Source organism: Cohnella phaseoli, assembly GCF_003386235.1.
GTDB classification, from domain to species: domain Bacteria; phylum Bacillota; class Bacilli; order Paenibacillales; family Paenibacillaceae; genus Cohnella; species Cohnella phaseoli.
The window spans coordinates 301886-326616 of record NZ_QRDZ01000004.1 but is presented as its reverse complement, the minus strand read 5'-3'; the positions used below and the strand labels follow the sequence as shown (position 1 = coordinate 326616).

The 24731-nt window shown below is 52.5% G+C and carries 15 protein-coding genes; 2 read left to right on the top strand and 13 right to left on the bottom strand.

Features of this window, described 5'->3' with window-relative positions; genetic code table 11:
* Positions 1-101: 101 nt before the first annotated feature.
* The gene (locus DFP98_RS07490) at positions 102-1139 is read right to left on the bottom strand and encodes a Gfo/Idh/MocA family protein (RefSeq protein ID WP_116059949.1); all 1038 of its coding nucleotides are present in this window, start codon (positions 1137-1139) and stop codon (positions 102-104) included.
* A 4-nt stretch (positions 1140-1143) separates the two neighbouring features.
* Positions 1144-1872 (bottom strand): ThuA domain-containing protein, encoded by a 729-nt coding sequence (locus DFP98_RS07485; protein ID WP_116059948.1) that lies wholly within the window; start codon positions 1870-1872, stop codon positions 1144-1146.
* Positions 1873-2053: 181 nt separating this feature from the next.
* Between DFP98_RS07485 and DFP98_RS07480 the strand changes: the two genes are divergently transcribed.
* Entirely contained in the window at positions 2054-2977 is a 924-nt protein-coding gene (locus tag DFP98_RS07480) for an AraC family transcriptional regulator (RefSeq protein WP_181917545.1), read from the top strand.
* 28 nt (positions 2978-3005) lie between these two features.
* Here the strand turns inward: DFP98_RS07480 and DFP98_RS07475 are convergent, their stop codons facing one another.
* The gene (locus DFP98_RS07475) at positions 3006-6347 is read right to left on the bottom strand and encodes a FlgD immunoglobulin-like domain containing protein (protein ID WP_181917544.1); all 3342 of its coding nucleotides are present in this window, start codon (positions 6345-6347) and stop codon (positions 3006-3008) included.
* 110 nt (positions 6348-6457) lie between these two features.
* Here DFP98_RS07475 and DFP98_RS07470 point away from each other — a divergent pair, with 110 nt between their 5' ends.
* Positions 6458-7312 carry a helix-turn-helix domain-containing protein gene (locus tag DFP98_RS07470; protein WP_116059945.1) on the top strand — a complete coding sequence of 285 codons (855 nt, stop codon included), beginning with the start codon at positions 6458-6460 and terminating at the stop codon, positions 7310-7312.
* A gap of 9 nt (positions 7313-7321) precedes the next feature.
* On the opposite strand, the gene DFP98_RS07465 is transcribed toward DFP98_RS07470, so the two are convergent.
* The 10 genes from DFP98_RS07465 to DFP98_RS07420 all read right to left on the bottom strand — a co-directional run bounded on the left by DFP98_RS07465 (position 7322) and on the right by DFP98_RS07420 (position 24541).
* A complete protein-coding gene (locus DFP98_RS07465) occupies positions 7322-9850 on the bottom strand; it encodes a glycoside hydrolase family 2 protein (RefSeq protein WP_116059944.1) in 2529 nt (842 codons plus the stop codon).
* An 83-nt stretch (positions 9851-9933) separates the two neighbouring features.
* Positions 9934-11700 carry a type 2 periplasmic-binding domain-containing protein gene (locus DFP98_RS07460; protein WP_116059943.1) on the bottom strand — a complete coding sequence of 589 codons (1767 nt, stop codon included), beginning with the start codon at positions 11698-11700 and terminating at the stop codon, positions 9934-9936.
* A gap of 84 nt (positions 11701-11784) precedes the next feature.
* On the bottom strand, positions 11785-12690 hold the full coding sequence (locus DFP98_RS07455) for a carbohydrate ABC transporter permease (protein ID WP_116059942.1): 906 nt from the start codon (positions 12688-12690) through the stop codon (positions 11785-11787).
* 13 nt (positions 12691-12703) lie between these two features.
* Positions 12704-13534 carry an ABC transporter permease gene (locus DFP98_RS07450; protein ID WP_246016443.1) on the bottom strand — a complete coding sequence of 277 codons (831 nt, stop codon included), beginning with the start codon at positions 13532-13534 and terminating at the stop codon, positions 12704-12706.
* A 569-nt stretch (positions 13535-14103) separates the two neighbouring features.
* Positions 14104-17112, bottom strand: a complete 3009-nt coding sequence (locus tag DFP98_RS07445; protein WP_116059940.1) for a FlgD immunoglobulin-like domain containing protein — start codon at positions 17110-17112, stop codon at positions 14104-14106.
* A 73-nt stretch (positions 17113-17185) separates the two neighbouring features.
* On the bottom strand, positions 17186-18961 hold the full coding sequence (locus DFP98_RS07440; protein ID WP_116059939.1) for an extracellular solute-binding protein: 1776 nt from the start codon (positions 18959-18961) through the stop codon (positions 17186-17188).
* Between the two features lie 70 nt (positions 18962-19031).
* Positions 19032-19919 carry a carbohydrate ABC transporter permease gene (locus tag DFP98_RS07435; protein ID WP_116059938.1) on the bottom strand — a complete coding sequence of 296 codons (888 nt, stop codon included), beginning with the start codon at positions 19917-19919 and terminating at the stop codon, positions 19032-19034.
* A gap of 25 nt (positions 19920-19944) precedes the next feature.
* The gene (locus DFP98_RS07430) at positions 19945-20886 is read right to left on the bottom strand and encodes an ABC transporter permease (protein ID WP_246016442.1); all 942 of its coding nucleotides are present in this window, start codon (positions 20884-20886) and stop codon (positions 19945-19947) included.
* A gap of 171 nt (positions 20887-21057) precedes the next feature.
* Entirely contained in the window at positions 21058-22932 is a 1875-nt protein-coding gene (locus DFP98_RS07425; RefSeq protein WP_116059937.1) for a sensor histidine kinase, read from the bottom strand.
* Positions 22907-24541, bottom strand: a complete 1635-nt coding sequence (locus tag DFP98_RS07420) for a helix-turn-helix domain-containing protein (protein WP_116059936.1) — start codon at positions 24539-24541, stop codon at positions 22907-22909. Before DFP98_RS07420 ends, DFP98_RS07425 begins: the two co-directional genes overlap by 26 nt.
* Positions 24542-24731: the final 190 nt, after the last annotated feature.

Here is a 24731-nt window from a genome sequence, read left to right as displayed (position 1 = left end):
GAAGCGTATAGCATCGGAAGGAGGTGCATACTCCTTTAGCCTTTAGTATGGATCATCTTTGAGAACAACTTAAAACGCTTATGGGACAGCCCGCTTGCTTCTTACAGCACGATCTCGCGGCCGCGCTCGGCGGACTCGTAAATTGCGGACAAAATTTTGATCATATCGACGCCGTGCTCCGGCGTAATGATCGGCTGCTCGCGGCCGAGTACGCATTCTACGAAGTGACGAATGTTGGCCGTATGCTGAGGAATCTGGGCCGCCTCAAACTGCGGCTGCTGGTTGATCAGCGCGCCTTCGCGCTCCGTGAACAGGTTCAGCTTGTCGTTGATCAGACTGAAGCCGCCTTCTGTGCCTCTCCATTCGAGGAACTTCTTCTCCTCCTCGATGTTGGACGCCCAGCTGAACTCGATCTGCAGGGAGGCGCCGTTATCGAAGCGGATGAAGCCTGCGGCCAAGTCCTCGACATCGAACGTGCCCGCCGGAATGTTGCCCGAAGCGTCGGGACGATCCGCGAACTTGCGGTACGTCGAGCCGGATACGGTAACCGGCTTCGGGTTGCCCGCCAGCCACATCGCCATATCGATCATGTGTACGCCGAGGTCGATCAGCGGACCTCCGCCGGACAGCTCTTTTGTCGTAAACCAGCCGCCGCGTCCCGGAATACCCCGGCGGCGAATCCAGCCGCAGCGCCCTGTGTACAGCTCGCCCATCTCGCCGTTACCAATAATCCGCTTGGCGAACTTCGCTTCTTCGCTGAAACGGTTGTTGCGCATCGTCATCAGCAGCTTGCCGGAATCCCGTGCCGCATCGGCCATTTTCTGAGCCTCGTCGGGGTTGATCGCGTCCGGCTTCTCGCAAAATACGTGTTTGCCCTGGCGTAGAGCGGCGATGGCAATCTCCGAGTGGTACAGGTTCGGCGTGCTGATGCCAATAATGTCGATCGATGGATCCGCGATCAGCTCGCGGTAGTCTTCATACACTTTAGTTCCGGGAAAATCTTTGGCCGTTGCTTCGGCAGACGCCTTAAACGCGTCACAGAAAGCAACGATCTCTACTTCGTTGTGCGACAGCCAACCTGGCAGATGCGCGTGCTTGAATATGCCGCCGGTGCCGACGACTCCTACTTTCAACGTCATTTTCTTATATCCCCTTGATCGTTTCTAATGGTTGCGCGTTGCCGTACTTCGGATATTCGCGATCTACCGGCGCAGCCCACTTCACCGCGTTAGAGATAACTTTGCGCACTTGCGGGTTATAATAAGTCGGATACGTCTCGTGGCCCGGGCGGAAATAGAAAATTTTGCCCATGCCGCGCGTATAGCAGCAGCCGCTGCGGAATACTTCTCCGCCTTCGAACCAGCTGACCATAACCAACTCGTCCGGCTGCGGAATGTCGAAGTGCTCGCCGTACATTTCTTCCGCCGGAAGCTCAATGTACTCGCCGATGCCGTCGACGATCGGATGCCCCGGATTCACGACCCAGATGCGTTCCTTCTCGTCCGCTTCGCGCCATTTCAGATCGCAGGACGTACCCATCAATTTTTTGAAAATTTTCGAAAAATGGCCGGAATGAAGCACGATCAGCCCCATGCCGTGAAGTACGCGCTGATGCACACGGTTTACGATCTCGTCCGACACTTCGTCGTGCGCCATATGGCCCCACCAGATCAGGACGTCGGTGTTGTTTAGCACTTCCTCCGTTAAGCCATGCTCCGGATCGTCCAGCGTGGCCATCGTTACTTTCCCCGAAATGTCCAAGCCTTCGGCAATCGCCGTATGCATGCCTTGCGGATAGACGGATGCAACCTTCTCGTTTGTTTTCTCATGGCGGTGCTCGTTCCAGACGGTAACGTTAATTGTTTGGCTCATAATCCGGACTCTCCTTTAACGTGGTTTTCCTTCTTCATTGTATGCGAAGCTCAACTGCCAATCGATTGCCTATTCGGGCGAATTATTACGGTATTCTGTCATGATCTGCACGGATTCATACGGATATGTTAAAATATAATTACGCGATCCTGTCGCAATCCTACTTCCAAGGAGCATGAGCATGTATCCGGAAATGCGCCACGAGCAGGTCGTTTACCAAAATCCTTTTCTCGCTATGCGAATCTGGCAGATCGACACGGAAACAACGACAACTGAGGATTTGCTGCTAAAAGCGGAACAGAATTGGAGACAAAAAAACTACTACGGCTGGCATTATCACGAGGAAGTCGAGTTTCTACTAGTTCTGGAGGGGGAGATTACCGCCTATTGCCGGGAGGAGCAAATCGTGCTCGGTGAGGGAGATATCGCCTTGTTCGGCTCTTCGGAGCCCCATACGACGATGCAGACGAAACCCGGAAGCACGCGGCAGATCGTCTTCCAGATCGATTTACGCAAATACTGGGATGTGAGTACGCTAAACAGCATGCAGCATTTTTCGGAAGTGATTCGTCCCCTTAGCTCGCTCAATTATATTTATAAGGAAAATAAAGAAGTTCGCGAGCGGACCGCCGAGCTGATTCGAGAAATATATCAGGAAATGAACGACGGCAGCCTCGGCTACGAGCTCGCCGTTTCTTCAAGGATCAAACATATTCTGCTGCTTCTGCTCCGCAACGATACGCGGCAGCAGCTCAATTATAACGATAATCGCCTGATCGGCCGCTTGCAGCCTGCGGTCGACTACGTAGAAAGCCATCTGGACGGCAAGCTGTCCGTCGCGGAAATCAGCGGACGTCTCAACATGAGCTACACCCATTTCATCAAGACGTTCAAAAAAGCCGTCGGCATGTCCTTCACCGACTTCGTCGTGCTGAAGCGGATCAAGAAAGCCGAGCAGCTGCTGCTGACCAGCGACGTCAGCATCGCGGAAGTGGCCGAATCGGTCGGCATCTCCAACCTCGGCCACTTCTACGAGATGTTCCGGCGCATGAACGACTGTTCGCCCAAGCAGTTCCGGGACCGGCTGCGCGAGCCGACGGGTTGATTGGCGTGCGTTGGGATAGATTTGACCGTCAGCCGTTCTCCCGATCGACGAAATAAAACTTATCCACGTAAATGGATTCGATATTTGCCTTGTTATTGGTAGGCGCCAGGAATACATAGGAAGCTTGCGGCGCGAGCTTGTCGGCCGTTGCCGTGAACTCTCCTATTTTGACGTTTGTCCAGAACATATTTTCCATGCTGCTCGCGGCGATCGTCGACGGCCAGACGATTGTGCCGCCGGCGCTGAAATTCATGCCTACTGTAAAGGCGTTTCCTTCCGGTTTCGGGAAGGACGGTCCGTTGACGAGGTCGGCCAGCATAGCCGTTTTATAATTGACCTTAACTCTCGCATACACGTCGTAAACATGGCCGGCAGTAAGTCCTGCATCGCTGGCATAGGCGTAGAAATCCATCGGTCCGTTGCTGTCCCCGACGACTTTTGCAGCCGTCTTCCCGTCCGAAGCAGATAAATCCGCAACGCCTCTCGAGCTCGCCGCGCCCCATGTTCCGAACTGTTGATCCTGAACCTCCTTAATCGTCTGACCGCATTTCTTCACGAGCTTGAATATTTTCCCGTCTCCCGCCACGAAATTCACGTCGGTCAGAACGTAACTGTTCCCGGTCGTCGAATAAGAGACTTCGGATAAGCTGCCGTCCGTTCTGTCGATTTCAAAGATGGATTGGATGTCCATTCCAAGCTTCGAACGGTCGATTGCAATCGTGACGTTCTCGCTCGCTTCCGCATTGTGATTCACGACGACAATATACTTATCCGACGAGCTTACGCTTTCATGAGTCGTTACGTCGGCGCTCGGATATCCGGGATCGTAAGGCTGCGTCGTCGCTCCTCCTCCGCCCCCAGTTGTTGTTGCGACGTTCGCGATTCTTCTCATATCCATGATCGTCGGCTTCAAAGCCTCAATCTCGCTCATCAATTGCTGGATCGTCCCGTAAATATGCGGTCTGCGCGTATAGTCGTAGTCGACCATGCCTCTCCAGACGACCGTAGATTGATACAAGAAGTACGTAAACCCTCTTGCTCCCCTGCCGATGGACTCGTAGGTCATCGCTCGGATTTCGGCCGGAGTCGGTTCCCTCGGCAGGCCCTCCTCTTCTCCGTGTGCCTGCAAAATCATCCATACCGGCGCGTCGTTCGTCAGGCTTCTGCGAATCGGCAACGTTGAGGCGTCCAAGCTCTCTTCGAACGCAGCGTTCGGATACGTGCCGATATGCTTGAAATTGCCGGGCGTCGGATAATGGTTCACGACGGGATACAAATCCAAGCTCATCGCTTGAGTAAGGTTGGAGGGGTAGAAGTACGACGCGTCCTCCGGCATCGTATAATCGATCACCGTAAACCGGTTCGGGTCGATGCTTTCCAGCATTCTCCTCATGACGGACAGATTGTCCCGGAACCGCTCTTTATCGACGACGTACAGGCTCCTCGGCTCGTCGAATAACAGATATCCGCTCAATTGCTCCGCATGCTCGGAAAGCAGCGCTATATTCGTCAGTTCGACAAGCGCCTCGTACATGGCTACTTCATCATTGCTATATCGTGCTTCCGAATCGAAATAGTTGCCTCCCCAGAACTTGAACAGCTCATGTCCGTCGGGCAGCCCGATCAGTTTAAGTCCGTATTCGGCCGCCTTCGCCAAAGTCACCTCGTAGATTCCCGGCTTTTTGTGCCAGTTGGCCAGAAATACCGTATCGGCGCCCGCATCGCGAATATCGTCGAAGGTACGATCCAAATACGCTGCCGCATCCGCTTCGATATACGGAATGTTGCCGGCTTCGAACCAGACGCCCTTCGGAAAATCGTCAAGCGCGGGATTAACGGTCGCCTCCATCAACTGAACGCCGTCGATCACCTGAACGTTTTTTCTCAAGAAAATCCGATTGTCAGAGCGCTTGACTTCGATTGTATACAGTCCGTTCGCAACCGTCCGGTCCTGATTGTCGGTTCCGTCCCACTTCTCTTTCACGTACGTCCAATCTTCCCTTGCGTTGACAATCTTCTTGACCGTATTCGCCTGTGCGTCGTACACCGTGACGTCGATCGTCTTGCCCGGCTCGTAGAGCCCGTGAATGCTGTAAGAAATCGTCGCGTAATCATTGATGCCGTCTTGATTGCCGGGCGATATTTTATAAGGATACACGTTGCTATACTTATTCGGGTCATAATAGGGTTCCGGAAGTACCCTCGTCAGAACCGCGCTATCTATCCGAAAGGAAGGGAAATTTTCCTCGTTCGCGGTCGAATAGACGTTCAGTCGATACTCGTGGGTCGGATCGATCTGAATCGGCAGAGAGATCGCCCCGAAATATTCAAGCTTAATGTTAAACGGAGGGTTCGCCGTATTATAGACTTTGCGAGGGACCAGATCTTGACCGGCCGTAACGTCCCGCAAGGATAAGCCCATCACGTCTCCGACGGCGTTGTCCCAATTCGTCCCGGGCACGCGATCGGGATTGACGAGCAGCATTAATGTATAGTCGCCGGCGGCCAAGTCGTTCCCGGGGATCGGAATTTCGATTGCGGGCTCGTCTTCGTTCGCTCCGTTCGAAACCGTGGTCGCCACGTTGTCCGGCGTTAATCCGTCCGGAATATTTACGGCAGAGTCGCCGAGCGTAAATGCGTCGTTCTGAATCGTCAGAGGTACGACTTCTTTCAAGACGATATAATCCAGATGAATGCCGGAAACGTCGTCGTTCTCCATTCCTTCCGCATAGAACTGCAGCCGATTGACACCGTAATTCGGATAAAAAGTGCCTACTCTAAACTCCTGCCACTGTTGGTCCGTCGTTTCGGACGCGTCGATGATCCGAGGAGAGAACACCTCCGCTTGGCGGGTTGCATCGTATACGCCTATTCTGGCGACCTCGCCTTGGGTATTCGACTCGCGATCGATTTTCATCTTGTAATAGACGTCGTAAGCGGCCGCATGCTTCAGCATGCTAAAATCCCAAGCTTCGTATTGTATCTCCCCGCCTCCACTCTCTCCCGCTAGGGCTGCCGAGAATCCGTCCATGGCCGTCCCGTCTGCCTTGCGAACGGCGCCGTTACGGTACGTGAAATTGCTATCCTCGATCATGTAATCGCCAGCGATATCGATGAACGGCGCTGTCGTCACTTCAGCTTTCGTATTGACCGCTTTCGGGATTCTCTTCGCCGTTTGCCCGTCCGACGCCGTGACATCGGCCACGCCGACCGTCGTATCCGGCGTATCGTTAGTATAGAACATCGAATCTTGTCCGACGTATTCGAATAGACCTTCGTCCGCAGAAACCGTTGCGGGTCCCGCGAACGCGCCCAGGTTGGTCGCGAAGAGGGCCAATATCGCAAGTCTGATCACATACTTTTTGAACAATGCTAACACCTCCGCAGAATGGAAATCTGGCCTGGCACCTTGTTTACAGTACGGATGTTTCATACTACAATAGGCTTTAATTATCGCCTCGATCACAAAGGAGAGCTTGCATGCAACTGAGAACCTTTAAGTATGTCGAGCACAATTCCTCGCTGGAATACAAAACCGGCGGCATTCATCCTTCGTTCGAAATCCTGTATTTGGCTACGGGCCGATATCAGATGAACTGGTTAGGCGAAAAGTACGATATCAAACCCAACTCCTTGTTCTTCATTACGCCGAACACTCCTCACGACGTTACGATCTTGTCCAACAAGGCCACCTATTGGTACATCGAGCTTAACGAGCCTCCCGCTAACGCCGATTCCGTTTTCCCGACGCTGGAAACGATACTTGTCTGGAACCGGCTGCAGTGCGAATCCGATTTGGCAAGCCAAATGCCCGAAGTGATGAATCATACGGTTGAGGGCATTCATCGCCTTCTTCAAAATCGGTTGCATGAGATGGTATGCGGCGAGGAATTATTGCTGCTCGAGATCAGGAAACTGTTTTTGATCGTTCACGAGATTTTGCATGGTTATAAAAAAGATCCGGGCTTGCAGAAAAAGCTGAAGCTGCCGCTGGGCTATACGCCTACGCAAGACATTATTAAAACTTTGATCATTATCTTGGAGACCAGCTACAAAGAGAACATTACGTTGCGTCAATTATCCGATTTCTCGCATTTTCAAAGCACTTATCTGATCCAAAAGTTTAAAGAATATCACGGGTTTACGCCGATCGAGTACTTGCACAAGCTGCGAATGAAAGCCGCGGTCAACTATCTGTCGACAACGGATATGAAAATCAAACAAATTGCCGAAGAATCGGGGTATGCGAATATCCATCACTTCAGCAACGCTTTCAAAAAAAACACCGGGATGAGCCCGTCCGAATGGCGAAAGAACCATCGAAGCCCGCTATAGCCCCTGCCGTTATCCGAAGTACACGCTTGTCGCCCTGATTGTCTGTTCGTTAACCTCCTGCGGCACTCCCTGTACGACAATTCGCTTTGACTGCAGGGGCAGCAAATCGAAATACTCGTCGGATACCTTCCATCCGTCGGCCAATCCGAAATGCACCGCATGCGCGTAGCGATCGGTTTGGACGTCGAAGGCGATCTCCGATTGTCCGATCCGTTCAAAGTTCGATACGGACAACCGGGCTTGACCGATCTCCCGCTTCGAGAATTCGTTTAGTCTGAGAATCGCCGTATTCACTTCGTTTTCCGACGGTTTGACGAACCAGCAGCCTTGAACCGGATCTAGACTCGCATCGAGATCGAAGCGGAGTACCGGACTCCTCGAATGCTTCTTAATGACGATTGGTTTGTTGGCCGTCAGACGAACCTTACCGTCATAGGATGCATAACCGAACTCCGCCTCTAAGCTCAAATCCTCTTCCGTTTCATTGATCCCGTATACGACCGCGGCATTCTCCTCTATTCGGATGACCAGCCTTCGCGAATCGAAGGCTCTTCTGACGAAAGGGAATGAGATTTTCCTTTCCAGATAGTAGTCGATAATCGTCCAACCGACTTCTCCCCAGCAGTCGTTATACATCCAGAAGATGGCCCCGTCGCAATGCGGCTTGCTCCGCATCGTGTCGAGCGCGTATTCCAGCATCAAGCCTTGCCACAGTCCCCCGAACAACAAATAATCCTCGGCCGAAATGCCTTCCATTTTCCGATAATGCTTCTCTATCGCTTCGCCGATCAGACCGTAGCCAGGCTCGTTGTAGGTGACGGCATTCGAATGCATCTTGAAAGCCTCGCTATTTAACTCGATCGTGTCCGTTGCCAGGTATCTCTTTACGGACGACGGCTTGCAGGGTCCGACGTGCCCGAACTCCGATACGAATTTCGCATTGAGAGCGTCATAGACTTCCGGCGTAATCTTGTCTTCGAACCGTTCGGCGAACGCGCTGATAAACCATTCGTGCGAATCGCCGGCCTGCGTTCCGTTCGGATGTTCTCCGCCGTAGGGCGAGCCGTTCCAATAAGGGATATCCGGACAGTTTCGGTGAACGATCTCCGGAGCGATAGCATTGAAGATTCGGCCTCCCGCAAACTCCCAATGCTTGTGATCCTCGAAAAATAAATCATAGACCATTTGATTTTCGTTATTGCCGCACCATAGCACCAACGAAGGGTGATTTCTCAGCCTTCGGGTCTGATAGTCCAGTTCAGCGGACACTTCGAGCTTGAACCGTTCGTCCCGATCGGGATATAAGGCGCAAGCAAACATCAGATCCTGCCATACCATGATTCCTTTCTCGTCGCAAAGCTCGTAAAATAGTTCCCTTTCGTACAGTCCTCCTCCCCACACCCTTAGCATGTTCAGGTTCGCCTCGACAGCCTCTTCGATCAATTGCCGATAACTGCTGTTCGGAGCCCGAAGATACATAGAATCGGGAGGGACCCAATTTCCGCCTTTGCAGAAAATTTTCCGTCCGTTTACCACGAGCCCGAACGCTCTTTCCCGATCGTTGATCTTGGACACGTCGAGCTCTACCTTCCGAATCCCAAACTTCGCCTCGTATTCGCAGAGCACGGTCGAAGCATGAAGGCCTTTTACCTTGATCGCGTACCTATGCGGCTGCCCATATCCGTGCGGCCACCAAAGCTTCGCATCGGGTATAATTGACTGAGTATTCAAATAATTTAGACCGGAGCAGAGCAGAAGGTTTTTCTTCTCGCTATACACGACTTCCCGTCCGTCCAAAATTTCAATTTCCACGTCAAGGTCCGCGGTCTGCAGCGGATTCGGATGGTCCAGGACGATCTCCAGCGCAAGCCGCGCTTCATTATTATTCGCAGCAATCGCTTCCGTGCGGACGCATACTTCTTTAATCGTCGCCGCGCTGTACGTCTTGATGGCAATCGATCCTATTCCGCATGTAGGAATTCTCGGGCACCAATCCCACCCGAATCCATAATGCGGTTTGCGTACGGCAATCCTTCTAGCATCTCCGCGACGATAACCGAGCAGCATGCCGATATTTTTGGATACGCCCTCGTATTCGGCCTCCGCAACTCGCTCCAACCCGGCGGTTACCCGGATGATCAATTCATTGTCTTTCTCTTTGATCTCGTTTTTGACGTCTTTTTCGAACGGATAATAGGCATTCGCGTGATGTCCCAGATGAACCCCATTCAGAAAGATATCCCCATGACAATCGATATTCTCGATGACTAAAGAGACATACTCGCCCATCGTGTCCGGATCCAGATCGAACACTTTCTTGAACCACCACGCCTTCTTCTCCGTCCATTCGCTGTCGAAGAAATTCAGTCCGACGGTGGGCTCCTCAATCACCTTATTTTCAATTAACGGCACGTGGATGTCGCAAGGAAGCGAACAATCCAGCCATCCCTCTTCCTTCCTGGCCATTCTCCATGCCATTGAAGCGTCATATCCAAGGCCGCTCCAGCTCAGCTTCCAATTCTCATTTAATTCGATCATCGGTGATAGATCCTCCAAGTATCCGCTGCTTAAGGAATAAGATGGAAACGCGATGCCTCCATCTCATTCCTCCGATTTTTAGGCTACTGCATGCTTGTTACGGTCGCTTTCGCGTCGTCCCATGCTTTTTTCCACCAGTCGAAAGACGTTGCAGCTCCGGCCTTCTCCAGTTGTCCCAGGATGTCGTTTTTGATTTTCTCGTACTCTTCGTCGGACTTGGACAGGATGACTTTAGGCATCCCTTTCATCATGATGTCATCCAGCTTGGCATCGATTCTCTTAATATCGTCCGGTGTTTGCGGCAAGACGTTCGGAATCTCGGTCATCTGATTGGACTGATCGAACGCTTTGCCTTCTTTCATCAATTTCTCATGGACTTGGTAAGGCATCTCCACTCCGTAGTAGCTGCTGAAATCGCGTTGCGTCGGCGTCAGGGACAATTTGAGCACGTCGATGCTTTTGCGGAGATCCAGGAGTCTTCCGTCCGTCGGATGAACGTCGGCGCCCGTAATTCCAACGATATTGTTGAGTACGCCGAGTCCCCGTTTCTTATCTTCGTCTTTCGGATTTTTGAGCCGTTCGATGGCGGCGGGCAGCATTTGCGCTTTGCCGTCCACGATATCCCAATCCTCTCCCTGAATACCGCTGAGCGCCGTACGCACCCCGTCGTAAGAGAACAAATAATCGATCAGTTCGACTGCTTTCTCCGGAGACTTCGCTTTCTTCGTTACGCTGAGCAGAAATCCGGGCCATCCGGTCGAGCTCGAGGAATTGGCCCAGGCCGTCATCCCTTCTACCGGCAAGGAAACGTAGCCTTTTAAAGCGTTCGGATCCTTCTGCACGCTGGCGATGGAATAGGCGTCGATCCACCAGGTCGCCATACCCGACAAATATTGTCCGGCCGTCGCCTTCGCCGCGTAGTCCGCGCTCTTCATCGTAAAGCTGTCCGGATCGAGCAGCCCCAATCGGTTTGCTTTATTCAGATACTTCAAGTTGGCCCACATCGGACTCGAGACGTCTGTATAGTTGGCTATAATTTCGTTGGTGTGAACGTTCGTTACAAAGGCATGAGGTCCCCAGCTTGCATAACCCATGTTGGCTCCATGGCCGACCCAATAAGCCCACGGTCCCCAATCGTTGAACAAGCCCATACCATACACTTTTTTGCCGTCTTCCGTAGCCGGATGTTTCTTCTGCATCTCCGCCAATACGGCAAGATGATCGTCTTCGTTCTTGATCGAAGGGTAGCCCATTTCTTTATAGAGATCCCATCTCACCAAGAAGCCGTTCCACCACCAGTTGGACAAGCCGGTCGGTCCCGCGTTCGTATTAAGAAAGTAAAGTTTTCCGGTATCGTTGCTCAAAAACTTCTTCGAGAACGTCACTCTTTTCGGATAATTTGCAGCGATATTTTTCCCGTAATCCGCAAGGTAATCGTCCAACGCGATGACGTTATTCCCTTCGACTAACTGTTGAATATAGCCATTGTTCGTCACGAGAATATCGGGGAGCTCTCCGCTGGCCAGAGCGAGCTTCAGCTTCTCGTCGTCGTATTCGATCACTTCGATCTCCACGCCGAGCTTCTTCTTGATCTCTTCCGTAACGACATTCGGCCAGAACTGTTCTTCAATCTGAAAGAGCGAAGTGATGCTTCCGATTGTCAACTTGACCGGCTCGGCCGGCTTTTGGCTCTCCGATGACGGACTTGCGGCTTGCAAGGCGCTTTCCCCCGTGTTCCCGCTCTCCTTCCCATTCCCGTTGCCGGAAGAGCAACCGGCTAAGACCAGCACGATAGCCATGCATAACAGCACGACATTCCGAAGCTTGTGAATCCCCCATAATCCGTTCATCTGTACATCCTCCTGTTTGATCTTTATTTATACTGCCTCCAGGTGCAAGGCCAAGTATAAAACGAGTTGTCGCCTGTTCCCGCTCTAGCCTTTAACGGCCCCCATCATAATGCCTTTGACGAAGTATTTCTGCATCATCGGATACACGACCAGAATCGGGATGATGGCAATCATCGTGATCGTCATCCGGACGCCTTCCGGCGTCAACACCATTTGGTTGGCGGCGTCCATCATCTGCTGGGTATTCATGTTACGGATGCTGTCCGCGATTCTCTGGGATTCGGTGAGATATTGATACAGCAAGTATTGCAGCGTTTGCAGCTTGGGATTCGAAACGTACAAATAGTTGTCGAACCAGGAATTCCATTGATTCACCGCTGAGAATACCGCTATCGTGGCCAGAATCGGTTGACTTAACGGTAGGATGATTTTCATGAAAACCGTAAAGTAGCCAGCTCCGTCGATCAGTGCCGCTTCCTCGAGCGAAAGGGGCAACTGTTCGATGAAAGTTTTGAGTAGAATGACAAAATAAGCGGAAACGGCGAAAGGCAAAATATAAATCCAAAAGGAATTGATGAGCCCGTAAGACTTCATGGTGAGATAGACGGGAATGAGACCCGGATTGAAAAACATCGTCAAAATAACGAAGCGGTACAGGAATTTGCGAAAATAGGTTTGTTCCTTGGTCACCGTATAGGCAAATATGGAACAGCAGAACAGCGTAAACAACGTGCCGCCAACCGTTCGGATCGCAGAGTTCATGAAAGCTCCGATAATGCCCTCCAGCTTGAAGATGGACACATAATTATAGAAGGTAAACCCTCTCGGAGCCCAGGTCACCCCGGCAACCACCTTCGCCGGATCGCTGATTGAGTAGATAAACACGTAATAGAAAGGGTACATGCAGGCGATCGTAAACAGAACGAGCAGTGCATAGTTAATCCCCGAGAAGCCGCGATCCGATAGTTTGCTCTTGTGAATGAATTCCATCTCTTTCCCCCCTCTACACGATAGATTGGCCTCTTACTTTTTTGGCGAACGAATTGACGGAGAACAGAAGTACGATTCCTACGAAGGTTTTGGCTATGCCAATCGCCGTTGCATAGGAATAATCGTTCGTGGCGATGCCGATTCGGTACACATAGAGATCGAGAACCTCGATATTATCCGCGACCAACGGATTTTTGAAAGCGTAATATTGATCAAACCCGATCGTCAGGATGTTGCTGACCGATAGCAGAAGCAGCACGATAAACGTTGGCATGAGGCCCGGAACGGTGACATGCCAGATGAGCTTAAGCCGCCCGGCCCCGTCCATCTTGCCGGCTTCGTAGATTTCCGAATCGATGCCGGCGATCGCCGCCAAATAAATGACCGATGTCCATCCTAAGCTCTTCCAAATGAGCAGCGCGGTCTGAAAATACCAGACGGCGCCCAAATTCCCCAACAGATTCGTAGGCTCGTCTATCACTCCAAGCGAGAGCATCACCCGATTAAAGAGTCCCTCGTTCGAGAAGATGGAGAACGAGAGCGAGAACACGATGACCCAGCTGATGAAATTCGGAAAGGTCGCCGCGGTTTGGACGAATTTTCTAAAAAACTTCGGTTTCACTTCATTGAGCATAATCGCGAACAGGACCGGGAGAGGCGCACACAGGATGCCTAGCAGCCCCATCGCCAACGTATTTTTCAGCACCCGGGCCATATCCCCTCCGTCATTGACAATGAGCTCGAAAAACTTCAGACCGACGAATTTGCTGTCGGCGAGAGGGATGCCCGGCTTATAATCGAAAAATGCGTAAACCCATCCGAACAGAGGAACATAATTAAACATGAATACAAGGATAACGAAGGGGAGGGCCATGCCCAAGAGAACTATACTTTTTCTATTGCTCTTAACTCCAATCTTTTTCTGCGAATGTCTTACTGCTGCCTTCACGCAATCACCTCAAGCTGTTGGTTAAATAGAGCGTTTTCATAACTCCTAGAGTGCATCAGCAAAGCCTGAATTCATTTTTTAATTATAATCAAACAAGCCCTTTTGGTATTTGCAAAACATTACTCTGTTTAATAAAAATAAAAATGATTTGTCCATGGTTTCAGGGAAAAATTTATAAATTGTTTCACTCCCTGTTTATGCTCGTTTCTCTGCATGGCAAAAAGAGGCTGTCCCGTAAGTAAAAGAGTCGTACGAAAGGATGCTCGATAGAGAATATTGTCGTGCATGTATCTCCCTACGATGCTATACGATCCTGAAATTTGGAATGGTTAACCCGTTAAGGGGTGATTTCAGGACCGTATGAGGCATTCTCCAGGAGATACATGCACTTTTTTCTTCATCGATCATCTTGTACGACCCTACTTATGAGACAACCTCTTAGTTGCGAACAGTTAATTGAATATTCACCGTTTCACGAAATAAAACTTATCCACGTAGACCTCCTTGACATTGCCTGGATTGTCCCATGGCATAATATAGACGACTTGGCTATTCGTCTGGGAAGGCACGAAACTTCCGATCTTGACGGTATGCCAGAACATATTCTCCATGCCAGAGGCGGACATTCGTTTTTCCGGGACCGGATAGGTATTCTCGGTCACGTCGTAGACTCCGTAGGAAAAGGCGTCCCCCGTCGGCTGGAAGGTCCTATCGACTCCGTTTCCGTCCTTGTACATGTCGGTCGCATATTGGATTTTAATGTTCGCGTATAAATCGTATGTCGCGCCGGGAGTCAATTCGGCGGGATCCCAGAACCATTGGAAGTTCCAGGTTCTCGACGACGTCACCGCGTGCTTCGCCGTCTTGCCGTCGCCTGCCGATACGTCGATCTGCTCCTTCGTCGCGCCGTTGTTGACGTGGAACGCAGCATCCTCCCCGACGTAGACAATTTGCGCAGCGTCCTTCGTCAACTTCAAGACTTTGCCGTCGCCGGGCGCGAAGCCGAGATTGCTGATGACGTAGTGGGTCGGAGTCGCCGTGAACGCGACCCCTGCTTGATCCAGCATGTTGGTGACTGCCGTAATATCCATCCCGAGCGCCGCCCGATCGATCGACAGGCTAATGTTCGCCGGACTCAGGCAATCGTGATTTACGACGACCAAATACTTGTCGCCCGTCTCCGTATCCAGATGGGTCGTCACGTCGGCGCTCGCATAAGCCGAGTTTCCGCCTCCTGTAGCGGTTGCGACGTTGCCGATTCTTTTCATCTTCCGAATCGTCGGCTTCAGCGTTTCGATCTCGCTAAACAGCGTTTGAACGGTAGCGTAATCCTCCGCCGGCTGGTAATGTTCGTCGACGATGCCGGTCCAATCGAGCTCCGTCTGGTACACGAAGTAGCTGAAGCCCTTAGACCCGTGTCCGATGGCCCCGTACGTCATCGCGCGGATTTCTTCCGCGGTCGGATTCCGCAGCCAGCCGGTGGATTCGTTCGTCTGCAGAATCGACCACATCGGCGCATCGTCCTCCAAGTCTTTGCGGACTTGATAGGAAGCGAAGTCCATATAAGTCTCGAAAGTAAACCCGGGATAATGATAGATGCTGGTAAAATCGCCGATCGCGTTGCCTTCTCTAACGCCGTACGGGTCGATGTTCATGACGTGCGGCTTCTGCGCGTCATAATGCAAAGGTAAACGGTCGAGCCCGATATACGTACTTAGAGCGGGCCGGCTCGGGTCGATCGTCTCCATCATCCGCTTGATGTCCTTCAGATTGTCCGCCAATTTTAAATCGTTGCCCGGTTCGTCTGCCAAATAGTACGCATATAAGGCGGTATCGTTCATATAAGGCGAGACGAGTTCGCCGATCTGCGCGTACATCGCCTGCTCGTCGTTATACAAGGCTTCATTAAATAACATGTACGCATCCGGCAGCCCGATGACCTTGATTTGGTTTTGCGCGGCCTTGCTCAACGTTTCGGCATACACCGCCGCCGGCTTGGCGTGCCAATTGGCGAGATAAACCGTGTCCGCCCCAAGCCGATGAATGTCCGCGAACGTATCGTTCAAGTAATTCGCCGCGTCCGTTACGTCATACGGAATCGCCCCGGCTTCGTAAAATATCCCTTTCGGCACGTCGTTCTTGATCGGATTCGGGGAATCCGACAACGCGACGCCGTCGATTACCTGCACGTTCGTACGGAGCGCGTCTGTCGTGCCGTTGCCGACGCGAACGACGTACAAGCCGTTGTCGACGTATTGGCCGTTATCGTTCTTCCCGTCCCAGACCACCGCCGATTGGCTTCCGGATTGAAGGGCCGGAGTCGTCAGCGTTCTGACCGTCGCCTGATCCGACAAACGCTGTACGGTTATTCCCACCGTCTGGGGCGACGGCAACGTATACGAGATCTGAGTCGTATCGTTCAGCCCGTCCCCGTTGGCCGGAGATAGCTTATACGGATAAGCATGGATAGACTTCCCATAGCTTTCGTCTTCCGGCTGCTGGGTCAGCGTCACGCTGTCCACCCTGATCGCCGGGAAATTCGCCGCATTATCGACCGGGAAGAAGCAAACGCGAACGTCGTGAGAAGGATCGACCGTAATCGAACCGAGCTGCACTTGATGGAAGTAATACACCTTCGGAAAAGTCGCAGAATCGACGATCGTTGGATTCACCAGGAAGCTGCTCGTCGTCAGATCGTACACCAAATAGCCGAAAAGGTCGCCGGAGGACGTCTTCCAGTCGGAACGCTCCGGCTTCACGCCGGCCGTGATCTTATAGGCTTTACCCGCTTCGATGCGGGTCCCGTCGACTTTGGCCTGCAGGTTCCATCCCGTTCCCGGCCCGTTGGCCATTCTGGCGGCGCTATGATCGGAAGTCATTTCGTCGGAAACAAGCAATGCGCCGTTAAACTTATAGAAGAGATTGTCTTCGATTGAATAATTCCGATGCTCCTTAAAGGTGAAAGCGTCTACATAAATATCGGAGACTTGCCCCGCATTAGCCGTGCCCCCGACATAAAAGCTCAGCGAATTCACGCCGGAGTTCGGAGCGAACGTTCCGATCTTAATCTCCTGCCACGTCCCGTTCACCGTTTCGGCCGCCGCAATCGTTCGCTCAGGCAGAACGCTGCTCTCGTTCGTCAGATCGTAAACGCCCGCTTTGAATGCATTGCCGGTCGGATTGGGTACCGTGTGCGCGACTTTGACCTTGACGTATACGTCGTATAAAACACCCGGCCGCAGCGTTCCGAAGTCCCAATTCCGGTATTGAATCTTCCAGTCCGCCGAATCGTTGAGCATATGTGCCGAGTAGCCATCCGGCACGGAAGCATCCGACGTCCTCGCCGCTCCGCCCGAGAAAGTAAACCGATCGTCTGAGATCGTCTCCTCCTGGGCATACGCGCTGCCCGCTCCAAACGTTAACGCCGCCAACAATGCCAATACCGCGACATATCCGATTCCGCCGACTCTCATCGCAATCCTCTCCCTTAGCTGGATTAAGTGAGGGAGACTTGCGTCTCCCCGATAAACCGTTAGCCGTCTTGTTTTATTTTTGGAGCCCTGCATACGTTTCCGATGCCTTCGTCATGTTGGTCATCCAGTAATCGATCGCCCGTTGAGCGTCCATCTTCTTCAGCTCGTCCATCATCGTCGTCTGAATCGAATCGTATTCCTCTCCGTTCGCGGCATAGATCAGCTTAGGCGCCATGCGGACCAAGTAATCCGTCACCTTGGTTTCGATTCGCTTAATGTCGTCCGGCATGCTGGCATCCGTTCCGAGCTCGTTGTCCATATCGTAGTAGATCGTTTTGATTTCGCCGGCCTGAACGCGCTTCTCTACGAGCTCGCCAGGATAAGAGACGCCGTAATGTTCGGAGTAGTCTTTATCCAGCTCGGTCATTTGCGTTTTCCAGATGTCCGCCGTATTCGTAAAGTTAATCGGTATGCCGTATTCCGGATCCGGATAGTTGTCGACAAAGCCGGCGAGATTCCAGTACAATCCGATGCCGGTCGTTTGCGCGAAATTCGGGTCGCTCTTCCGCGCGTCGAGCGTCTGTTGTTTCCATTGCGGCTTGCCGTCCGCGATATCCCAGTCCTTGCCCTGAATGCCGTTCTGAATGAGCCTGGAACCTTCCAAGGACTGCAGATAATCGATCAACTCCATCGCCCGTTCCGGATGCTTGCTGTTTTTCGAGATCATGATCAGGCGATTGGAAAATCCGTTCGTGCCGAATTCGCCCAAGTATACCGTCTGTCCCGACGGCACCGGCAATGGCTCCCAGCCCTTCAAAGGATCTTCTTGGGCCAGAGCGGCATTCGCTTCGTCCACGCCGGCCCAGCTCCAAGGAGACAGCAGGACCCGGCCGGCCTTGACCTTCTCCGTGAAATTCTCGTATTTCTGCGTGAACGAGTCGGGATCGAGCAAGCCCATCTCGTTGGCCTTGCGGTAAAACTTCGTTCCGTCCCAATACGCGACGTTCGGATCCAGGATGCCCCCTGCCGGCTTGAACGTTCCCGGCTCCAGATAGACGAACATGTTGTTCTTATTAATCCGGCCGAACAGGCGGTCGAACATCTCGTACGGAACGAGTCCCCAATCGAACAGCGGCGCCATGCCGTACACCGGCTGCCCTTGCTCGTTCTTCGGATGCTTTTGCTGCATCTCCGCGAGCAGGTTCAAGAAATCGTCGAGATTGTTCACGGCCGGGAAACCCAGCTCCTTGTAATAATCCCAGCGAATGTTGTAGGTATGGTTCGCGTACTTATATTGAGGTCCTTTCTGGCTGGCGATGCCGGGAATGGCGTACAGCTTGCCGGTGCCGTTGCTGAAAAACTTCTTGCTGATCTCGATTTTCGAAGGCGATTCCTTCTGAATCGATTGCCCGTGCTCCGCGATCAGATCGTCGAGCGGAATGACTTGATTGCCCTCGATGATCTGCTTTAAATATTTCGGCGAATTTTGCAGCACGATGATATCCGGAAGATCTCCGCCGGCGAGCATCAAGTTGAACTTCTTGTCGTCCGTCTGCGTGTCCAGCTCCAGCGTAACGCCCGTCTTCTTGCGAATTTCCTCCATGACAGGGTCGCTCTGCGCGCCCGGAGCCAACGTCGACATGAACAAGGCGTTGTCGCTCGTCAGTTTTAGAGTGACCGGTTCTTTCTCCGCCTGCTGGTTTGGCTGAGAAGCGGACGCGCTTGCCCCGGCAGCAGCCGGGGACGAAGACGGCTGTGCGTTCTCTCCCGCGTTCGTGCAACCCGCCATCACCGCCAGCGCCAATTTCGCGATTAACGCCGAATGCCTTTTTCTTTTGATACCGCCCATCGATTATGACCCTCCAATGAATGTAATTATATACGAAAGTCCTTGAACTTCGGGACTCTGCATATCTCGCTTAGCCTTTCACGGCGCCCAGCATGATGCCCTTGACGAAGTATCTCTGCATGAACGGATAGATCAGAAGAATCGGCGCCGTGACGATCATCGTGATCGCCATTTTGACATTCTGCGGCGATATGACCTGCTGTGTCGTTTGGTTGCCAAGCATTCTCCTTGTCGTCTCCTGGGCAAGCGCTTCCGATTGCTTCAGAAAGTTAAGCAGCGTAAGCTGCAGGGTCTGCAAGCTTGGATCATTAACCAGAAACAGGTTATCCATCCAGGAGTTCCACTGGTTGACCGCGTTAAACACCGTAATCGTCGCGACGATCGGGAGGGATACCGGGAAGATGATCTTCGCGAACACCGTCCAATAGCCGGCGCCTTCGACTACTGCGGCTTCCTCCAGTGCCGCCGGGATTTGTTCGATGAACGTTTTCATCAGGATGACGAAAAAACCGACGATCAAGGAAGGCAAAACATAAAGCAGAAAATTGTTTTTCAAGCCCAGCGTCTTCATCGTGAGGTACCACGGAATCAATCCCGCGTTCAAATACAGCGTTACGACGACGAAGCGGTAGATCGTTTTCCGAAGGGGCATCTCCTTCTTCGTGATGAGATAAGAGAACAGCGCACAGCTGAATACGGTCAAAATCGTTCCGAGCACGGCCCGTGATGAGGAAATCCAGAAGGAAACCGAGATCGTCTTCTGGCTCAGCATTTCGCGGTAGACCGTAAGACTGAAGCCTTTGGGCCAGAGATAGATGCCTTTGGCCATCTGGATCGGATCGCTCACGGAATTGATCAGGATATAGTAGAACGGATAAATGCAGCATAATGCGAATAACGCGAAAAATGCGGTGTTTAACGTATGGAACGAGAAGTCGAGAAATCGCTCGCGTCTCATGATCGGATCATGCTCCCTTCTACGGTTAGATGATGCTTTCCCCGCGAATTTTTTTGGCGATCCAGTTAACAGAGAACAGGACGGTCACGCTGACAATCGTCTTGAACATGCCCAGCACGGTAGAGTAGGAAAAATCGTTCGTCTCCAGCCCCACCCGGTAGACGTAATAGTCGATGACCTCCAATTTGTCCGCGACCAAGGCGTTATAGAACACGTAGTACTGCTCGAAGCCGTTATTTAGCATGTTGCTTACGTTAAGCAGCAGCAGGACGACGAACGTCGGCATGATGCCGGGAACGGTAATGTGCCAGATCGTGCGAAACCGGCCGGAGCCGTCGACCTTGGCTGCGTCGTAAAGCTCCTGGTCGATGCCCGCGATCGCGGCCAGGTAGATGATCGCTCCCCATCCGAGCCCCTTCCACAAACCGACCATCGTCTGGAAGGCCCAGGCGATATCGCTATTGCCCAAGAAGTTGAACGGCTGCTTCAGCCACTCCAGCTTGAGCAGCACCTGGTTGACCACGCCGTCCGATACGGCGAAGAACACGTAAAACACGGAATAAACGAGTACCCAGCTAATAAAATTCGGCAGCGTCGTCGTCACTTGAACCCATTTACGGAACCATTTTCCCCTCATCTCGTTCAGCAGAATGGCGAACGCAACGTAAGCCGGGGAAACCAGAATGCCCAAGAAGCTTAAGACGAGCGAGTTTTTCAACACGCGCGCCAGATCCGCCCCTTGCTCCGTAAACGCGATTCGTAAATACTTCAGTCCCACGAACTCCGATCCGCTAAGAGGAATTCCCGGCTTGTAATCGTAAAAGCCGTATACCCACCCGAATAGCGGGACGTAATAAAACACGAACACCGCCACAAGAAAGGGAAGCGCCATTAACAGCAGCTTCATGCTGTATTTTCTTTTTTTGGTTCTCTCTCCAGGCAGCCGCGACGCCGTCTTGACCTCCAAACTCTCTCCTCCTCTATCTGCTCTGCCTTTTCTATGCCTTAGAATAAAAGCAAAAAGGCCGCAGCGAAATGACCCCGAATCCGAAAAACATGCTCGTTTTTCGGATTCGGGGTCGAGTCGGCTGGTCGGCCTTCGAGAAGTGTTCCGTTATTCGGATTTATTTGCCGGAATTCAGGTTTCGGCGACCGGAATGGAGATTTCGATGCATGTCCCACCGCTTGCGGAGCGGATAATCGAGAGGCCCGGAGACTCGGGAAAGTTCAAGCGGATCCGGCGGTGGACGTTCTTGAGGCCGATTCCGTATTCGGAAGCTTCGGGGGATTCGGAGGAGACGGGATTCCGCTCGGCCTCGTCCTCCGAGATCCATCGCCGAATGCCGGACAACTGCTCTTCCGTCATGCCTTGGCCGTCGTCAACGACGCGAACGGTCAAGTCGGAGCGCACTCGTTCCGCCTCAATTCGAATCGTCCCCGTGTACCCCGTTCTCTCGAAGCCGTGCAGAACGGCGTTCTCTATCAACGGCTGCAGGAAGAAGCGCGGAACCATGCAGGGCAAAGCCTCCTCGGAAACCTCGAATTTGATTTCGATGCCTTCGCCGTAACGGTAGTTCAGAATCGTGACGTAATACTCCGCGTATTCCAACTCTTCCTGCAATGTGCATAAAGGAGCCGTGCTTTTGAAAATAGGCCTTAGCAAATTGCTCAAAGCCGTGATGCTCTTCGTGATGTTGTCCGACTTGCTGACGACGGACATCCACCTGATCGTGTTTAGCGTATTGAAGAGGAAGTGCGGGTTGATCTGGGCCTGAAGCATTTGGATTTCGGCTTTCGTTTTCTCCTTCTCCGCTTCCCTGTTTCGTTCGATCAGCTGCTTGATTCCGCGCGACATCCGGTTAAATCCGCCGCTTAAGCGGCCGAACTCGTTCAAATCTCGATCGTCCAGGACGATTTCCAGTTGTCCTTTCTCGACCCGCCCCATCGCATCCATCAGATTGTTCAGAGGTTTCGTGATTTTGCGAATCCATAGCGCGGCAGCGACGAACGCGGCGACAAAGCACGCGCCCACGATCCAGAACAGTTGAAATCTCAAGTTCAGAATATCCCCGATCAGCTCATGGATCGGCACCTCTTTGACCATCGTCCATTCCGTGGCCGGAATGCGGTAGAATACGATCTGTTCGTCTTTTCCCTTCACGCTGCCGCTCTCCGTGCCCTCGGGAATCCGAACGCACGCCTCGCTGCTCGCGCCCAGCCGAGATTTGTCCGCGTGCGAGATCATCCGCCCGTCGGCATCGCACAGATAGATTTGTCCGTTTAGCCCGGATCTCAAGTTGTTGTATAGCGAAAACAGCTTCTCTTCCTTGACGTTCAGAAGCATAATTGCAGTCGGAAGGGATTGGTATAACGATTTGACGGAACGAGCGGCGGTTACGAGATTCCGGTCCCCCGCTTTCTCCTCCCCCGGCAGCGCCTGCTCGCCGAAATCCTCTCGACGATTCGCTCCCGCCCAGACGAGCTTCGGATACGTCTTCCGCAAACCCGAACGCAACGATTCCCGATGAAGATCGGATGAATAGAAGCTCCCCTGCTTGGCGGCGTCGCGAAGCAAAGCCGTCTTCTGACCCGCGACTCCGATCGCCCTTCCGTCCTCGGCATAGAGATAGATCGAATCCAAATAGTCGTAAGTCCGTAAGTAAGCGTCCATCTCTTCCATGAGATCGCGGTGCAGTTGAATTTGGCTTGGGGTATCCTTCAAATCGTTATCGAGAAATTGTTGGATCTTCGAGTCGATCAGCAATTGTTTCGTCATTTTATCGATTTCTTCGCGGAACTCGTTCACGGAATCCCCCGCCTGCAGAAAATACTGCATCGTGGATTCGTTCGTCTTCTTCTCAAGAATGCTCAGAACGCCGAAATAGGTTAGCAGCGCGCTTAGCACTAATGCGATCGAGGTGATCAAGATGAAGGAGAGCCGAAGTTGAAACCTTAGGCTTCGCCTCCTTCCGGTTCGCCCGGACCGCTTAAAGATCGTGTTCAGGCCGGTCATCCTCCTCCGCCCCTCCGTCCCATTGCTTGCGATATTCGCGTGGACTCATGCCGCACACCTTTTTGAAAGCGCGGCTGAAATGGCTTGTGTTGACGAAGCCTACCCGTTCTCCGATTTCGTAAGCCTTCAGACTTGTATTGAGAAACAGCTCTCTGGCTCTCTCCACGCGATATTGCAGCAAATAGTCGACGAAATTCTGCTTCATTTCCTTCTTGAACAGCGTGCTGAAATAATTCGCGTTCATCGACACCGAATCGGCGACCTGCTGCAAGGAAAGATCCTCCGTATACCGGGACTCGATGTATCGGAGCGCTCGGGTAATCGGCCCGCTCTTACGCTGTCGGGCCGCGAGCAAGTCGAGCGTATCGGCAGCATAGTCTTCGAGAAGCGAGACCATCTCCTCGAGCGTCCCCGCCCCGCTTAAACGTTGAGCGTAAGCGGAGCATAGCGCCGTCATCTCCTCGCCCGCCAGGCGCAACGCCAGTACAGGCGCATGCAGCCATTGCATAAAAGCTTTCAGCGCCTCCGGTCTCGACCGGTACTGACCTCGGTTTACGAAATCGGCGATGTTCCCGGCGAAGTCGGCGCTGTACTTCTCGTTGGCCGTCGCCCACGCATCGGCCAGTCTATGCAGTCTATCCCGCGTTCCCGCGGGGAGCACCGACACTCCGCCCCTTCCCCAAGCGTAATCCCGGCCGACCCCTTCGGCAAAGGAACGTTCCAAGGCTTCCAAGCTTTCGTAATATTGCCGCTTTAGTCCCTGAAAGGCGTTCTGCTTGCCGCTAATTCCGAAAGTGACGGGCACGTTGAAATAGGTGTTCATCACCCTGCGCAGATGAGCCGTCATTCGGAACAGCGTTTCCTCCGCCTCCTTCTCCCCGGTCGCCTCGGGATGACTGTACAAAATCGCATAACGGTTCTCCAGGTCGTGAAAAGCTTCGCAGCGCCCGTAAATATGGATAACCTCGTTTAGCACGTTCATGAGCGAAAGGCGGATCAATTGGCCGTTGTCGTCCTTGAACTTCTCTCTTAAGCGCTCGAAGGAGCCGATCTCCATCGCGCAGACGGTCAAATTCCGCGGGCTCAGATTCAGCTCCAGCTCCTTGGCCCTTCGAGCGAACTCCTCGTCGGAATACTTGCTCAGAAATAAATAATCCTTAATCAGATTTTCCTTAAGGACCTCCATATCCGTGCGAGTGGCGAACGTCTTCGGGGATGGCTCCGGGAAAGCGGCGTCAAGCTCGCCGCGCAGCCTGACAAGGATCTCTTCCATCTCCTCGGCTGTCATGCTTTGCTTGACGACATATCCGCTGACTCCGAGCGACATCGCTTGTTTGGCAAGCTCGAACTCCTCCAAGCAAGTCAGAATGAGCAGCCTCGTCTGCGGACTAACGCTCCTGATCCTGGTGAGAAGCTCGATGCCGCCCATGATCGGCATTTTTAAATCCGTAATGACCACTTCGGGCCGCAATTTTTCATATGCGCTCCAGGCTTCCTCGCCGTTAGGGACGTCCGCGACCACCTGCATGCCGTATTTCTGCCAATCGATCGAATTTTTCAGTCCGAGCCTTACCAGAATTTCGTCTTCCGCGAGCAGAACGCGATACATGGAATCCCTCTCCCTCGATGCAACCGTTTACAGTAACCTAGATTAACATCTGGACAGGAGGTTATCAATACGCCTTTGGTTGGGGTTCCTTCCTTGATTCGCCCAACAAACGGGGCTGTCTCATTGGCGCTTAAAGTTGCTCTAAAAGATAATCGACGATAAGGTGCAAGGTGTATATACCTTACTTTAT

Bases quoted from the DNA above. Each gene is read 5' to 3' on its own strand.
- DFP98_RS07425 (WP_116059937.1), bottom strand. From the start codon at position 22,932: ATGACCGGCCTGAACACGATCTTTAAGCGGTCCGGGCGAACCGGAAGG.
- DFP98_RS07480 (WP_181917545.1), top strand. From the start codon at position 2,054: ATGTATCCGGAAATGCGCCACGAGCAGGTCGTTTACCAAAATCCTTTT.
- DFP98_RS07485 (WP_116059948.1), bottom strand. From the start codon at position 1,872: ATGAGCCAAACAATTAACGTTACCGTCTGGAACGAGCACCGCCATGAG.
- DFP98_RS07455 (WP_116059942.1), bottom strand. From the start codon at position 12,690: ATGGAATTCATTCACAAGAGCAAACTATCGGATCGCGGCTTCTCGGGG.
- DFP98_RS07460 (WP_116059943.1), bottom strand. From the start codon at position 11,700: ATGAACGGATTATGGGGGATTCACAAGCTTCGGAATGTCGTGCTGTTA.
- DFP98_RS07490 (WP_116059949.1), bottom strand. From the start codon at position 1,139: ATGACGTTGAAAGTAGGAGTCGTCGGCACCGGCGGCATATTCAAGCAC.
- DFP98_RS07440 (WP_116059939.1), bottom strand. From the start codon at position 18,961: ATGGGCGGTATCAAAAGAAAAAGGCATTCGGCGTTAATCGCGAAATTG.
- DFP98_RS07450 (WP_246016443.1), bottom strand. From the start codon at position 13,534: ATGTTTAATTATGTTCCTCTGTTCGGATGGGTTTACGCATTTTTCGAT.
- DFP98_RS07470 (WP_116059945.1), top strand. From the start codon at position 6,458: ATGCAACTGAGAACCTTTAAGTATGTCGAGCACAATTCCTCGCTGGAA.
- DFP98_RS07465 (WP_116059944.1), bottom strand. From the start codon at position 9,850: ATGATCGAATTAAATGAGAATTGGAAGCTGAGCTGGAGCGGCCTTGGA.
- DFP98_RS07420 (WP_116059936.1), bottom strand. From the start codon at position 24,541: ATGTATCGCGTTCTGCTCGCGGAAGACGAAATTCTGGTAAGGCTCGGA.
- DFP98_RS07445 (WP_116059940.1), bottom strand. From the start codon at position 17,112: ATGAGAGTCGGCGGAATCGGATATGTCGCGGTATTGGCATTGTTGGCG.
- DFP98_RS07435 (WP_116059938.1), bottom strand. From the start codon at position 19,919: ATGAGACGCGAGCGATTTCTCGACTTCTCGTTCCATACGTTAAACACC.